This is a genomic window from Aeromonas sp. QDB20 (genome assembly GCF_027707805.1).
Classification (GTDB): domain Bacteria; phylum Pseudomonadota; class Gammaproteobacteria; order Enterobacterales; family Aeromonadaceae; genus Aeromonas; species Aeromonas dhakensis.
In genome coordinates this window covers 151,892-165,467 of the sequence record NZ_JAPCJC010000005.1, presented here as the reverse complement: position 1 = coordinate 165,467, position 13,576 = coordinate 151,892, and the positions used below count along the sequence as shown (strand labels likewise).

11 protein-coding genes are annotated in these 13,576 nt (G+C 60.7%); 7 read left to right on the top strand and 4 right to left on the bottom strand.

Translation table 11 applies throughout. From position 1 onward, the window contains the following. Positions 1–11: 11 nt before the first annotated feature. A complete protein-coding gene (gene rnhA, locus PG897_RS08165; RefSeq protein ID WP_005299276.1) occupies positions 12–476 on the bottom strand; it encodes a ribonuclease HI in 465 nt (154 codons plus the stop codon). A gap of 52 nt (positions 477–528) precedes the next feature. Here rnhA and dnaQ point away from each other — a divergent pair, with 52 nt between their 5' ends. Together dnaQ and PG897_RS08155 are read left to right on the top strand one after the other, a co-directional pair. After that, a complete protein-coding gene (dnaQ, locus tag PG897_RS08160) occupies positions 529–1,263 on the top strand; it encodes a DNA polymerase III subunit epsilon (RefSeq protein ID WP_005299278.1) in 735 nt (244 codons plus the stop codon). Continuing rightward, positions 1,260–2,528 carry a TIGR03503 family protein gene (locus PG897_RS08155; protein WP_024942820.1) on the top strand — a complete coding sequence of 423 codons (1,269 nt, stop codon included), beginning with the start codon at positions 1,260–1,262 and terminating at the stop codon, positions 2,526–2,528. Before dnaQ ends, PG897_RS08155 begins: the two co-directional genes overlap by 4 nt. A gap of 94 nt (positions 2,529–2,622) precedes the next feature. Here the strand turns inward: PG897_RS08155 and PG897_RS08150 are convergent, their stop codons facing one another. Continuing rightward, entirely contained in the window at positions 2,623–4,140 is a 1,518-nt protein-coding gene (locus PG897_RS08150) for an HD domain-containing phosphohydrolase (protein ID WP_005299285.1), read from the bottom strand. Positions 4,141–4,305: 165 nt separating this feature from the next. Next, positions 4,306–6,762, bottom strand: coding sequence for an acyl-CoA dehydrogenase FadE (gene fadE, locus PG897_RS08145; RefSeq protein WP_024942819.1), 2,457 nt, complete (start codon positions 6,760–6,762; stop codon positions 4,306–4,308). Between the two features lie 245 nt (positions 6,763–7,007). Between fadE and lpcA the strand changes: the two genes are divergently transcribed. The 3 genes from lpcA (at position 7,008) to PG897_RS08130 (ending at position 9,173) form a co-directional block, all read left to right on the top strand. Then, complete coding sequence (gene lpcA / locus PG897_RS08140) at positions 7,008–7,586, top strand: D-sedoheptulose 7-phosphate isomerase (protein WP_005299294.1); 579 nt, start codon at positions 7,008–7,010, stop codon at positions 7,584–7,586. A 152-nt stretch (positions 7,587–7,738) separates the two neighbouring features. Further along, positions 7,739–8,518 carry a class II glutamine amidotransferase gene (locus tag PG897_RS08135; RefSeq protein WP_005299296.1) on the top strand — a complete coding sequence of 260 codons (780 nt, stop codon included), beginning with the start codon at positions 7,739–7,741 and terminating at the stop codon, positions 8,516–8,518. A gap of 319 nt (positions 8,519–8,837) precedes the next feature. After that, on the top strand, positions 8,838–9,173 hold the full coding sequence (locus PG897_RS08130) for an Hpt domain-containing protein (protein ID WP_005299299.1): 336 nt from the start codon (positions 8,838–8,840) through the stop codon (positions 9,171–9,173). Between the two features lie 51 nt (positions 9,174–9,224). On the opposite strand, the gene PG897_RS08125 is transcribed toward PG897_RS08130, so the two are convergent. Continuing rightward, positions 9,225–10,136 (bottom strand): gluconeogenesis factor YvcK family protein, encoded by a 912-nt coding sequence (locus tag PG897_RS08125; protein WP_024942818.1) that lies wholly within the window; start codon positions 10,134–10,136, stop codon positions 9,225–9,227. A gap of 112 nt (positions 10,137–10,248) precedes the next feature. On the opposite strand from PG897_RS08125, the gene PG897_RS08120 reads away from it, so the two are divergent. Then, complete coding sequence (locus PG897_RS08120; protein WP_024942817.1) at positions 10,249–11,433, top strand: FIST signal transduction protein; 1,185 nt, start codon at positions 10,249–10,251, stop codon at positions 11,431–11,433. Between the two features lie 18 nt (positions 11,434–11,451). After that, positions 11,452–13,548 (top strand): ATP-binding protein, encoded by a 2,097-nt coding sequence (locus tag PG897_RS08115; protein ID WP_024942816.1) that lies wholly within the window; start codon positions 11,452–11,454, stop codon positions 13,546–13,548. Positions 13,549–13,576: the final 28 nt, after the last annotated feature.

Here is a 13,576-nt window from a genome sequence, read left to right as displayed (position 1 = left end):
GGGGAAGGTGGTCAGGGTTGATAGCCGGTATCTTCGGCCAGCTGTTTGCCGCTGGCGGCCTCGCGGGCCAGCTCATCGCAGCGCTCGTTCTCCGGGTGTCCGGAGTGCCCCTTGACCCAGAGCCACTCGATCTGGTGGCGACTGACTTCCGCATCCAGCGCTTTCCAGAGATCGACGTTCTTGACCGGTTGACGGTTGGCGGTCATCCATCCCTTCTTCTTCCAGCCGATGATCCACTGGGTGATCCCCTGGCGCACATACTGGCTGTCGGTGGTGAGGCGAACCTGGCAGGGCTCGTTCAGGGTGCGCAGCCCCATGATGGCGGCCATCAGCTCCATCCTGTTGTTGGTAGTGAGGCGAAAGCCGGCGGCGATCTCCTTGCGATGCTTGCCGTAGACCATGACGGCACCATAACCACCCGGGCCCGGGTTGCCGAGGCAGGAACCATCCGTATACAAATCAATCTGTTTTAACATGAGGCTTGGGGTAAACTAGCGGGTAAAGCCGAAGTTTGACATAGATTGGATCATGAGCACACCCCAACTGAATCGCCAGATCATTCTGGATACTGAAACCACTGGTATGAACACGGCCGGTGGCCCCGTCTATCTGGGACACCGGATCATCGAGATCGGCTGTGTGGAGGTGATCAACCGCAAGCTGACCGGGAACCACTTCCACGTCTACATCAAGCCGGACCGGCTGGTGGACCCGGAAGCCATCCAGGTGCACGGCATCACCGACGAGTTTTTGCGTGACAAGCCGTCGTTCAGCCAGATTGCCGACGAGTTCATCGAGTTTATCCGCGGCGCCGAGCTGATTGCTCACAACGCACCGTTTGACGTGAGCTTCATGGACTATGAGTTCAGCAAGCTCGGCCTCAACTTCAAGACCGCCGACATCTGCGGCATCACGGATACCCTGGCGATGGCGCGGGACCTGTTCCCGGGCAAGCGCAACAACCTGGACGTGCTGTGCGATCGCTACGGTATCGACAACTCGCACCGTACCCTGCACGGGGCCTTGCTCGATGCGGAGATCCTGGCAGACGTCTACCTGTTGATGACGGGTGGCCAGACCAAACTGAACCTAGCCACCGAGAGCAATGAGAATGAAAGCAACCAGGACACCAGTATCCGGCGGCTGGAGAGCAACCGTCCGCCGCTCAAGGTGATCCGGGCCAGTGCCGAGGTTGAGGCGGTACACGAGGCGCGGCTGGATCTGGTGCAGAAGAAGGGAGGAGCCTGCCTGTGGCGGCAATGAGCAAGCTATGGGGCGGCCTGCTGCTGCTGGCCTCGCTGACGGCTGGGGCCAACGAGGTATTTGCCCCCTCCGACATCCCCCTGCTCGATAATCGCTTCCGCATCGATTACGGGGTGAAGGAGATCACCTTCATCGTGACGCGCAAGCCGGGCACTCCGTCGGTGATCCTGGTGCGGCCCGATGGCAGCAAGCTCTATGTGAGCAAGGTGACGCCGCCTGATGTGGGCTGGCTGGCGCTCAAGGATCAGGATCTCATCACCATCCGCAACCCTATGCCGGGCCCCTGGCAGGCCATCGGCGAGGTGGACCCCGACAACCGGGTGCGCCTGCTGTCGAACATCAAGCTGGAAACCGATCTGTTGCCGACCCAGCTTTATCAGGGGGAGAAGGTCAAGCTCAAATCCTGGCTGCTGATCGACGACGCGCCACCCAAGGATGGTTATTACCTGTCCGATCTCGGCATGACGGTACGGCTGCAGCGTTTCAATGACGCCAAGCCGGAAGGGGAGCCGGTGGTCGATGAGGTGCTCGGTCACTATCGTGACGATGGCAAGGGGCTCGACGAGGTACCAGGCGACGGCATCATGACCGCCGAGGCGGTGCTGGATGTGCCTGCCGGGAAATACCGGGCCATGTACAGCACGGGCAATCAGGTCTTCTCCCGTGCCCGCTATCAGGATGTGCTGATCTATCCGCTACCTGTCAGTTACTCCCTCGCGCCTCCCTCTCAGGAGTTCGGGGCCAAGCTCTCCTTCCTGATCGACGTGGATGAACTGGATCCCGCTTCCGTGGTGATCCAGGGCAAGGCGACCAGCGCGGTCGGGACCAGCATGCCGTTCAATGCGGTGGCCACCGAACCCAAGGTGGAGGTGGATCTCTCTGCCATCAAGGAAGTCGGCCAATATGAGGTGACGGCCACCCTGTTTGGCACAACCCGGCTGGGCCGCGAAATTCAGGTGAGCCTGCCAGTCAAATCCTTCAATATCTTCCCGGTGCTGGCAACGCCGCCATCGGCCGCCTCTGCCGCGTCAGAAGCCTCGGCGGCAATTCCGAGCCAGGTCAAATTCGAGGAAAAGGAGAGCGGCGGCTGGCTGGTCTGGCTGCTGGGTGGCGCTGGCATATTATTGCTGCTCCTGCTCGGCGGCGTGGGCTTCATCGTGCTGCAAAAGCGGCGGGCGCTGAAAAAAGCCATGGCATCGCAAAAAGCCGAGAGCGAGAGCGCCAAGCCGGAGGCCAAGCTGGATCTCAACCTGCCCGAACAGTAGGCGAGGGGAATGCTGGAAGCAGTAAAAAGCCGCCTGTCAGGGCGGCTTTTTCTATATGGGCAGATTATTGGGGTGGTTGAACAACCCATCCAGCTCAATGTTCCCCGACGTAGATATCCTTGTGCTGTTCGCGGATCTCGAGGAATTTATCGAGGTTGGCCAGCATCAGCTCCACCAGCTGGGGGTCGAAGTGCTGGCCTTTCTCCTCCTGGATCAGCGCCAGTACCTTGTCCAGCGGCCAGGCCTTCTTGTAGCAGCGATCCGAGCCGAGTGCATCGAACACGTCGGCCAGCGCCACCACCCGCCCTTCCAGCGGAATGGCATCGCCCTTGAGGCCACGGGGATAGCCGCTGCCGTTCCACTTTTCGTGGTGGTTGCCGGCGATGGTGGCACCAATCTGGAACAGCGCCAGATCGCTGCCGGAGAGCATGTCCTGCCCCAGCTGGGCGTGGGTCTTCATGATCTCCCACTCCTCCGGGGTCAGCTTGCCCGGTTTGTGCAGGATGGCATCCGGAATGCCCACCTTGCCGATGTCGTGCAGCGGAGAGGCGCGCTTGATGAGCTCGCTCTGCTCCTCGCTCATGCCCAGCAACTGGCAGAACAGCTCGGTATAGAGGGCGACCCGCTTGACGTGCAGGCCGGACTCCTTGGAGCGGGTCTCCACCAGTTCGCCAATGCGGTAGATGATCTCGCGCTGGTTGTCGGCGATGACCTCGTTGAGTCGGATGTTCTCCAGCGCCACTATGATGTTTTCGGTGAACAGGCTGAGCAGGCCCGTATCCATCTGGCTGAGCTGGCGAGTGGTCTCGATGTGAAACAGCAGATGATGGCGTGGATTCTGGCAGTAGAGCACCATCTGGTTGCCGTCATAGACGTTGGCGCGATTGTTCATGGCCTGACGCAGGATGACGGGAGCGTCGGCCAGACGCAGCGACGGATGGCCCGGCAGCAGAGGTTCCAGGATCTGATCCCGTACCTCGTAGGCATACTGCTTCACATCATAGATATGTGAATCTTCCAGATTGAGCAGGGCACTGAGCTGCTCCTGGGCCCCTTCGACAAACTGCCGCAGTGCCCGCTTCTCGAAGATCCCCTTGGAGGCCTCGATGACCTTTTCCAGCCCCTGGCGGTTGCTCTCGAGAGTACGGATGTCGCGATAGGAGCGCAGGCTGGCTCGCAGCAGGGTGCGCAGCTTCTGGGAGGTGAGCTCGGTCTTGTCCTTGTAGTCGTTGATGTCGTAGTTGCTGACCACGTCATCTTCCGGGGCCTGGCCCGGTTGACCGGTACGCAGCACGATGCGCACCATCTTGTTTTGCAGATCCTCGCGCACGAATTTGACCACATCGAGACCGGCGTGATCGACCTCCATGACCACGTCCAGCAGCAGCAAGGCCACGTCCGGGGTCTTGGCGAGCAGCTCCTTGGCCTGAGCGGCTGAATAAGCATGCAAAAATTCAATGGGTCTATTATCGAATTCAAACTTGCTCAGGGTGATCTTGGTGATGCGATGCACTTCGGGCTCATCGTCCACAATCATCACCTTCCATCCAGCCTGCTGGTCGTCGAGAAGGGGCAGATCGTCATCGTCAATAATCAGGATTTGGTCATCCATCATGCAATCCTGTTTGGGATCCTGTGCTTACATTAACTGCTTCACTAAGGATAGGAAACTTATTGGGAAATAAAATTTGATCTGTGAAATCTCTTTGTCGTCATCCTGATCCTGCCCCATAAAAAACGCCTCCACTTGGGAGGCGTTTGACTATCTATAGGGCGTTCAGGCGGCTCTGTGATAGGCCGATGGCTCGAACAGGGCCTTGTTGGCGACCAGCTCGATGGGATCAAAATCATCGACGTTGATGGTGCGCAGACGGCTCTCTTCGGCGCGGCGCAACAGGTCCGCTTCGGTCTGGTTGAGTACCCCCAGCGTCAGGCCGGCTTCCGCCACCTTGTCCAGCTGCATAAACGGACGCTTTATGCCGTCAGCCTTGCATACTTTCTCAAACAGCGGCTCGGCAGAGAGCACGTCGTCCAGCGCTTGCTCCAGCAGACCGAAGGGGTTGCCCTCTTCGCGGGTGAGATACTGACCCTGGGCCAGTCGACTGCGGGTTTCGCTCGGGGTTTGCAGCAGGCGGGCTACCTGGTTGTCCAGCTTGTCGCTCGGACGTTTCAGGTCGCGCCCCAGTGGCAGCACGATGACGCGCAGAGCCAACCCAATCCAGCGGTTCGGGAAGTTGCGCAGCAGCTCGTCGATCGCCTCCTGTGCCTTGAATAGGGCATCCTGCAGCGCCCAGTGCAAGAGCGGCAGATCTGCGTGCTGGCGACCCTCGTCCTGATAGCGCTTGAGGGCGCTGGAGGCCAGATAGAGCTGACTCAGCACGTCGCCGAGGCGGGCGGAGACCCGCTCTTTACGCTTGAGCTCGCCGCCCAGAGTGCCCATCGCCATGTCCGACAAGAACGCCAGGTTGGCAGAGAGGCGGGAGAGCTGCTGGTAGTAGCCCTTGGTCTGATCCTTGAACGGCGCGGCGGCGAAGCGGGCACCGCTCAAACCCAGCCAGAAGCTGCGCACCAGGTTACTGATGGCAAAGCCGACGTGGCTGAATATCGCCTTGTCGAAGTCCTTGAGGGCCTGCTCCTGATCCGGGTGGCTGGCCGCCAGCATTTCGGGCAGCACGTAGGGGTGGCAGCGGATTGCGCCCTGACCGTAGATGATCATGCTGCGGGTCAGGATATTGGCCCCTTCCACCGTGACGGCGATGGGTGCGCCCTGATAGCCACGGGCCAGGTAGTTGTTGGGCCCCATGCAGATGGCCTTGCCGCCGTGGATGTCCATGGCATCGATGATGCACTTCTGGGCACGATCGGTGAGGTGGTACTTGACGATGGCGGAGATGACCGAGGGTTTCTCGCCCAAATCGATACCGGTTACGGTCAGTTTGGCGGCGGCGCCCATGATGTAGGCGTTGCCGCCGATGCGGGCCAGCGGTTCTTCAATGCCTTCCATCTTGCCGATGGGCAGCTTGAACTGACGGCGGATGCGGCTGTAGGCGCCGCTCGCCAGGGCCAGCATCTTGACGCCGCCGGTGCTGTTGGAGGGCAGGGTGATGCCGCGTCCGACCGACAGGCATTCGACCAGCATGCGCCAGCCCTGACCGGCCATGGCCGGGCCGCCGATAATGAAATCGAGGGGGACGAACACGTCCTTGCCGCGGGTCGGGCCGTTCTGGAACGGTACGTTGAGCGGGAAGTGGCGACGGCCGATCTCGACACCCTTGATGTGGGTCGGAATGAGGGCGCAAGTGATGCCGAGCTCTTCCTCGTCACCCAGCAAGTGCTCGGGGTCACGCAACTTGAAGGCGAGGCCCAGTACGGTGGCGATGGGGGCAAGCGTGATGTAGCGCTTGTTCCAGGTCAGGCGCATGCCGAGTACTTCTTTTCCTTCCCACTCGCCCTTGCAGACGATACCGAAGTCGGGGATGGAGCCTGCGTCAGAGCCCGCTTCCGGGCTGGTGAGGGCGAAGCAGGGGATCTCTTTGCCGACCGCCAGACGTGGCAGGTAGTAATCCTTCTGCTCATCGGTGCCATAGTGTTGCAGCAGTTCGCCCGGGCCCAGCGAGTTGGGCACGCCGACGGTGGAGGCGAGTACGGCGCTGGCGCCGCACAGCTTTTGCAGCACGCAGGACTGGGCGTAGGCGGAGAACTCCAGGCCACCGTACTTCTTCTTGATGATCATGGCGAAGAACTTGTTGTCCTTCAGGTATTGCCACACCTCGGGGGAGAGGTCGGCCCGCTCATGGGTCACTTCCCAGTCGTTGACCATGCGGCACACCTCTTCCACCGGGCCGTCCAGAAAGGCCTGCTCTTCGGCAGAGAGGGTGCTGACCGGGATGGCGTGCAGCTTTTTCCAGTCCGGGTTGCCAGCAAACAGGTCGGCTTCCCACCAGGTGGTGCCCGCCTCAATGGCCTCTTTCTCGGTGCGGGACATCTCCGGCATGATGGATTTGTAGAGTTTGAACAGCGGCTTGGTCAGTTGATTGCGACGAAAATCCACCAGATTGAGAGGTATGGCGATCACCGCAAACAGTACCCAGACCAGCAGGGGAACGTGGCCATAGAGGGTGCCGGCAATCAGGGCTGCCGCCGTGGCAAGCGTGGAGGTGAACAGAGACGCCCGGCGATAAGCCATGGCGCCGATCACCAGGATCACTCCGAGCAGAGTGAGGGTCGTCGTCATTTTTCGCTCCTTGCATGAGTTGCCGAAATTGGGTGAACTGGGGGTTAACTGATCCAGAGGTCTGACCTGTTGGATGTGGCCTCTGTTGTAATTCATACGCACAAACTTATCAAGCTGTTTACAAGCTTGTTACCTTGGCTCTGTGATCGGCATAACGTAGTGTCGGCGCCATCTTGACGGGCGGGGGGCGACTCCGGGATTGGCTTGTGCGACAATGGCGCCGCCCATATTTTGGAAGAGACATCATGTACCAAGAACTGATCCGCAATGAATTGACCGAAGCTGCCGGCGTGCTCCAGGCGTTCCTGGCAGATGAGCAAAATCTGAAGAACATCGAAGCGGCCGCCAAGCTGCTCGCTGACTCCTTCAAGCAGGAAGGCAAGGTACTCTCCTGTGGCAACGGTGGCTCCCACTGTGACGCCATGCATTTTGCCGAAGAGCTGACCGGTCGTTATCGCGAGAACCGCCCCGGCTACGCCGGCATCGCCATCTCCGATCCCAGCCACCTCTCCTGCGTTTCCAACGACTTTGGCTACGACTACGTCTTCTCTCGCTATGTGGAAGCGGTCGGCCGTCGCGGCGACGTGCTGCTTGGCATCTCCACCAGCGGCAACTCCGGCAATATCCTGAAGGCCATCGAGGCGGCTCGTGCCAAGGGCATGAAGGTGATAGCGCTGACCGGCAAGGATGGCGGCAAGATGGCCGGTCTGGCCGATGTGGAGATCCGGGTGCCGCACTTCGGCTATGCCGACCGCATTCAGGAAGTGCACATCAAGGTGATCCACATCCTGATCCAGCTGGTCGAAAAAGAGATGGCCAAGTAAGGATGTGATCCCGCGCCGGAACCGCTGAATCCTGCGGGTTTATGTTCCGGCCAGCGTGATCCGGTGCAAGAGGTCGGCCGGCAGAGTTCTGAATCCCCGCCGGGCGACCCCTTGAACGTGCGACGATCAAGTAAGCAAGGAGCCCGCAGCCTATGTGCGAACTGCTCGGCATGAGTGCCAATGTGCCGACCGATATCTGCTTCAGCTTCACCGGCCTGATGCTGCGCGGCGGCAAGACGGGACCCCACAAGGATGGCTGGGGCATTACCTTCTATGAAGGAAAGGGCTTTCGTACCTTCAAGGATCCCGAACCCAGCGCCCAGTCCCCCATCGCCAGGCTGGTGCAGGCGCTGCCCATCAAGAGCCGCGCCGTGGTCAGTCATATCCGCCAGGCCAACCGTGGCTGTGTGTCGCTGGAAAATACCCACCCCTTTACCCGCGAACTGTGGGGTCGTTACTGGACCTTTGCCCACAACGGCCAGTTGACCGGCTACAAGAAGCTGGCCACCGGGCGACACAGGCCGGTGGGGGATACCGACAGCGAGCACGCTTTCTGCTGGTTGCTCGAGCGGCTGGAGCAGAAATACCCCAGGCGCCCTGCCAATTTCCCCGCTATGTTCCGCTATCTGGCGACCCTGTGCGACGAGCTGCGCAGCCTCGGGGTATTCAACATGCTGCTGTCGGATGGGGAGTTCGTGATGACCTATTGCAGCAACAACCTCTACTGGTTGACCCGGCGAGCTCCATTCGGGGAGGCACGTCTGCTGGATGAGGATGTCGCCATCGATTTTCAGAGCGAGACGACCCCGAACGATGTGGTGACCCTGATTGCCACGCGGCCGCTGACCGGCAATGAAGACTGGGTCAGGATGGCGCCTGGCGAGTTCAACCTGTTTCGGCTGGGTGAGCGGGTGTCTGCCGATCAGAAGTGATAACACCCTGATCTCAATGTAAAAAAATACCAGGGTAGAATCCTACCCTGGTTCTTCGCAGCAGCCATACAGGCAAAAGGGATGAGAGAGGTGTTGCTGAGTCGCATCATTCTCACGGCTGTCATTGTTATTTAATTGTTAATTTATTGGCAACCATTATGTTGCAATCCGGCCATCTATTGTCTGGTTAGGCGAGCTCGATCACGTTTTTCATCCTATGCCCCGTGCGGGTCTAATTGTTGGCAGGGAAGCAGACGTGACGGTACCATGCCGGGCATCTATAGTATGGTCTGTTTGAATACCACGGGAGGATGATGAAATGGAGTGGCTGGATCAGAAGGTATTGCGACAATTGGCGGAAGATATCGGCCAGGAGATGATGCCGGTGGTGATCTCGGTGTTTATCGAGGAGGTGGGCGAGCAGCTCACTCAACTACGCCCGCTCTATGAGCGGCAGGACTGGACGGCCCTGGCCCGGCTTGCCCACAGCATGAAGTCTTCTTGCGGCAGTTACGGTGCTCAAGTCAGCTATCAGCAGGTGATGGCGCTGGAGCTCGCCTGCAAACAAGCGGATGGGGCCGAGGTCGCCCGTCTGCTCAACGAGCTTGAACAATCCTTGCCCCAGGTGCTCTCCCACCTTGCCAACTACCATTGAGCCCGGGCAGCCGGCGCATGGGCGCCGGACTTGCCAGACTCCACCTGCCCGCTAACGTTGATTGACCAGTTGTTGGATCACCCTGTCCAGGGCCAGTTTCAGTTTCAGGCGATCATGGCGATGGGGCAGCGCGGCTTCACCCAGATCGGCCTGGATCAACCTGCTAGCCAGTTCAGGTTGGTACTCTCCTGCAGGAGCCAGGATGGCGTCGAGCCGTCCCGTACCGACCCGTGATTCCAGCCAGCGCCACTGATCGAGCAGGCTGAGCTGGCCAGCCGGGCCATTCTCCGCCACCAGATTGCAGATGAACACCAGCATGGCGTTGCTCTCGTTGATGGCCTGCGCCACCTCCGCCAGCAGCAGCGGGGGCATGATGGAGGTGAGAAAACTGCCGGGCCCCAGAATGATCATGTCGGCCTGCTCCAGCGCCTGTACCGCCTCGCGGGTGGCCGGAACCTCGGGGCTCAGGCTGAGTGAGAGCGGCGGGGTATCGAGCTGATCGATGGATACTTCCCCAAGGATCTGGTTGCCACAGACGGTGTGGGCACACAGGTCGGTGGGAAATTCAGACATGGGTAACAATTGTGACTCTATTTTCAGCATGTCGCTGATGAGCTTGATAGCATCAAGAGGGCGCACGCAGAGGTTGTCGAGTGCCAGCAGCATCAGGTTGCCGAGGTTGTGGCCGGCCAGTTCACCACGACCGGCGAAGCGATACTCGAACAGCAGGCTGCCGATGCTGGGATCGGTGACCAGTTGATTCAAACAGTTGCGCAGATCACCCCAGGCGATACACTCCTGGCTCTTGCGCAGTCGTCCGGTGGAGCCGCCATCATCCGTGGTGGTGACGATGCCGGTCAGGCGCGATCCCAGGAACGAGAGGGACGAGAGCACGCGGCCCATGCCATGGCCGCCACCGATGGCGACGACCCGGTCAAAATCATTGATGTTCTTTTGCCACATGCGGCTGTCCTGTGCTTGGTCTCGATTGAGAGCATTCTAGTCGATGAAACGGGATAATTGTTTGATTAAGGTATGATTTTTGCTTACCCCCAGCATCATGCACAACTAGGAGATGGTGTTGAACTTTCTGACGGCTCACTCTCTTGAAGAGACCTCCCTGCTGGCTGCCCGACAGATCAGTGAGCGGCTGCTCGCTCAATCACCCGATTCCCCTTCGCTGTTGTTGGTCTATTTTACTCAGGCTCATGATGCCGAGGAACTGCGTCATCATTTCAAACAGCAGTTCCCGTCGTCTCGGCTGATCGGTTGCAGCTCCTGCGGCGGGGTCATGACCCAGACCGGCCACCATGCCCGCCAAGGGCGAGGGGTGGCGGTTGCGGCCATCTACGATGACAAGGGCGCCTACGGTGTGGCGGGTCAGGCGGGGGCTGCCGTCGATGTGCGCCAGCTGCTGCGCAGCGCCATTGCTGACGGGGGGCGCCCCGGCGAGTTGCCGCAACTCATCTTGTTGCATGCAAGCCCGGGCCAGGAGGAGGCGATGCTGGAGAGCATCGAAGCCGAACTGGGCACAACGGTGCCGGTGGTCGGCGGCTCCGCCGCCGACAACAGCGTGAGCGAGGAGTGGCAGTTGTGCTGGGACGAGGGCAGTACTCGCGAGGGGGTGGTGCTGGCGGTGCTCTATCCCGATTGCCAGCTGGCGTTCCAGTTCCACTCCGGCTATGTCCCCACCGAACAGCGCGGCATCATCACGGCGTTGGCAGGACGTGAGATCCTCACCATTGACGATGAACCGGCCGCCACCGTCTATGCCCGCTGGACTGGACGCACGACGCCCTGGCCGGTGGGGCCCATCCTGCGAGAAACCACCTTGTCTCCGCTGGCGAGGCAGGTTGGCACCCTGGATGACATGCCCTATTACAAGCTCTCCCACCCCGAAGCCGTGACAGAAGGTGGCGGATTGCGCCTCTTTACCGATACTCAGGTCGGGGAGCGGTTGCTGCTGATGTACAGCAGCCAGGAGGGCCTGTTGCAGCGCTGTCTGAATGCGACCCGCATCGAGCCAGAGTACGGCATGGCCACCGAGATGCAGCCGTTTGGTGCCCTCGTGATCTTTTGTGCTGGTTGCCGCTTGGCTCTTGGTGATAGCTTATGCCAATTTGTCGATCAATTTCATACCCGGCTGGGGGACATCCCCTTCATCACCCCGTTCACCTTCGGTGAGCAGGGACGTCTGCCACACGGTGAGCTGGCACACGGCAACCTGATGATATCGAGTGTGATCTTTCTCGACAGCTGACACTGCGCTGGAAACAAGATGATTGGTAATACGGAACTGGAAGCCCTTGGCGACAAGCTGCAGACCACCCTGGTGGAGCTGGTGCGCTGTCGGGAGCGCGAGGCCAAATACCGGCAGGAGTCGCAAACCCTGCTGTGCGGGGTGGCCACCCTGGCCGATGCCCAGACGCTGGAGCAGGTGCTGGACAGCCTCATCCAGGTGCTGAAACCCTTCATCGGCTTCGAACACGCGGATGTGGTGGCCTGGGAGGGCGAGGGGGGGCTGACCCACCTCAGCACCCAGGAGGGGGAAGTGGGCCGCCCCTGGCAGCTGACTCCTATCTTCTCCCGGGCCATCGAGGGGGAGACCCTGGTCATCTATGACCCGACCCAGTTGCCCGAGCTGGCGCCGCTGGCCGATGTGACGGGTTGGGCCAGCGTCATGATGACGGGGCTGCGGGCCCCCGGTTTCTCCGGCGTGCTCATCTGCCGCCACTCCCTGATGGGCACCTTCGATCTCAAGAGCAAGGCAGCCATGCAGCGCTGCCGGCCGCTCATCTCCCAGGCACTGGTCAACATCGCTTATCGGGCCCGCTTGCAGGAGCAGGTTGAACTCAAGACCCTGGCGTTGCAGGCGGGTGAGCAGCGTTTTCGCAGCTTTGCCGGCATGGCTTCCGACTGGTTCTGGGAGACGGATACCGAGCACAGGCTGAGCTACGTCTCGGCCCCTGGCCAGCAGGAAGAGATGCTGGTGCATCAGACTGGCCAGAGTCTCTACGACTACGCCTATGATAGGCGGGATCCCGAATGGGGCAAGTACCGCCGGCTCATCGGCCTGCACCTGCCGGTACGGGCGGTGCGGGTGCAGGTCAGCCTGGCGCGGGGGCCGCGCTGGATGGAGATCAACGCCGAACCCTGTTTCGACGGGGCCGGTGTTTTCATCGGCTATCGCGGCACGGCGCGGGATGTGGGCAACCAGATCCGCCGTGAGCAGGAGCTGGCCAGGGCGCGGGACGAAGCGGAAGCAGCCAACCGTGCCAAGTCGCAGTTTCTGGCCATGATGACCCATGAGATCCGCTCCCCCATGAACGCGGTGCTGGGCATGCTTGATCTGCTGCAACACGCCCAGCTCGAACCCCAGCAGCAGACGCTGCTTGGCCATGCCACCCATGCGGCGCGCCTGCTGCAGACCATCATCGACGACGTACTCGATTTTTCGAAGATTGAGTCTCACACCCTGGAGTTTCACTGCGAGACGCTGCAGCCGGCCCAGCTCTGCCAGTCCCTCATCGAGCCGTTGCTGGCGCGGGCTGTCGCCAAGGGCATCGATCTGCGCTGGCAGGTCGATGAGGCCGTGCCGGCCCAGTTGCAAGGGGATCCGGTGCGCCTCTCCCAGGTGATCAGCAACCTGCTTGGCAACGCGGTGAAATTCACCAGCACGGGTCGGGTGTTGTTGCAGCTGGAGTGGCATGATCAGCAGTTGCGGGTGACGGTGACCGACACCGGGATCGGCATCTCGGCCGAGGATCAGGCGCTGCTGTTTGAGCCCTTTTCCCAGGTGGACAGCTCGGCCACCCGCCGCTTCTCCGGCACCGGACTGGGGTTGGCCATCAGCAAGCGACTGGTGGAATTGATGGGGGGCAGCATCCATCTGCGCAGTGCCCCCGGCGAGGGCAGCTGTTTCTGGTTCGATTTGCCGGGCATGGCGCTGCCATGCGAGTGCAGCAGCCGACCCGAGCCGGATCAGCAGCCCATTCAGGCTCTGGATGTGCTGGTGGTGGAGGACAGCCCGGTCAATCAGCTGGTGGTCTCGCTCATGCTGCAAAAGCTGGTGAGCCGGGTCAGAGTGGCCGCCAACGGACTGGAGGCGCTGGCGCAGGTCGCCCAGCAACAGCCGGATCTCATTCTGATGGACATGCGAATGCCGCAGATGGATGGACTGGAGGCGACCCGCCGCTTGCGGGAGCTGGGTTACCGCATGCCCATAGTGGCGCTGACGGCCAACGCCATGGCGGAAGACAGAGCCCGGTGCCTGGCACAGGGTATGGATGATTTTCTGGCCAAGCCCATCAGTCTGATGCGGTTGCGAGAGTGCCTGCAACGTCATTTTCATCCCGCATCACCGGATCGCAGCTAAAAAAAATGGTCAACCTGGGTGGTTGACC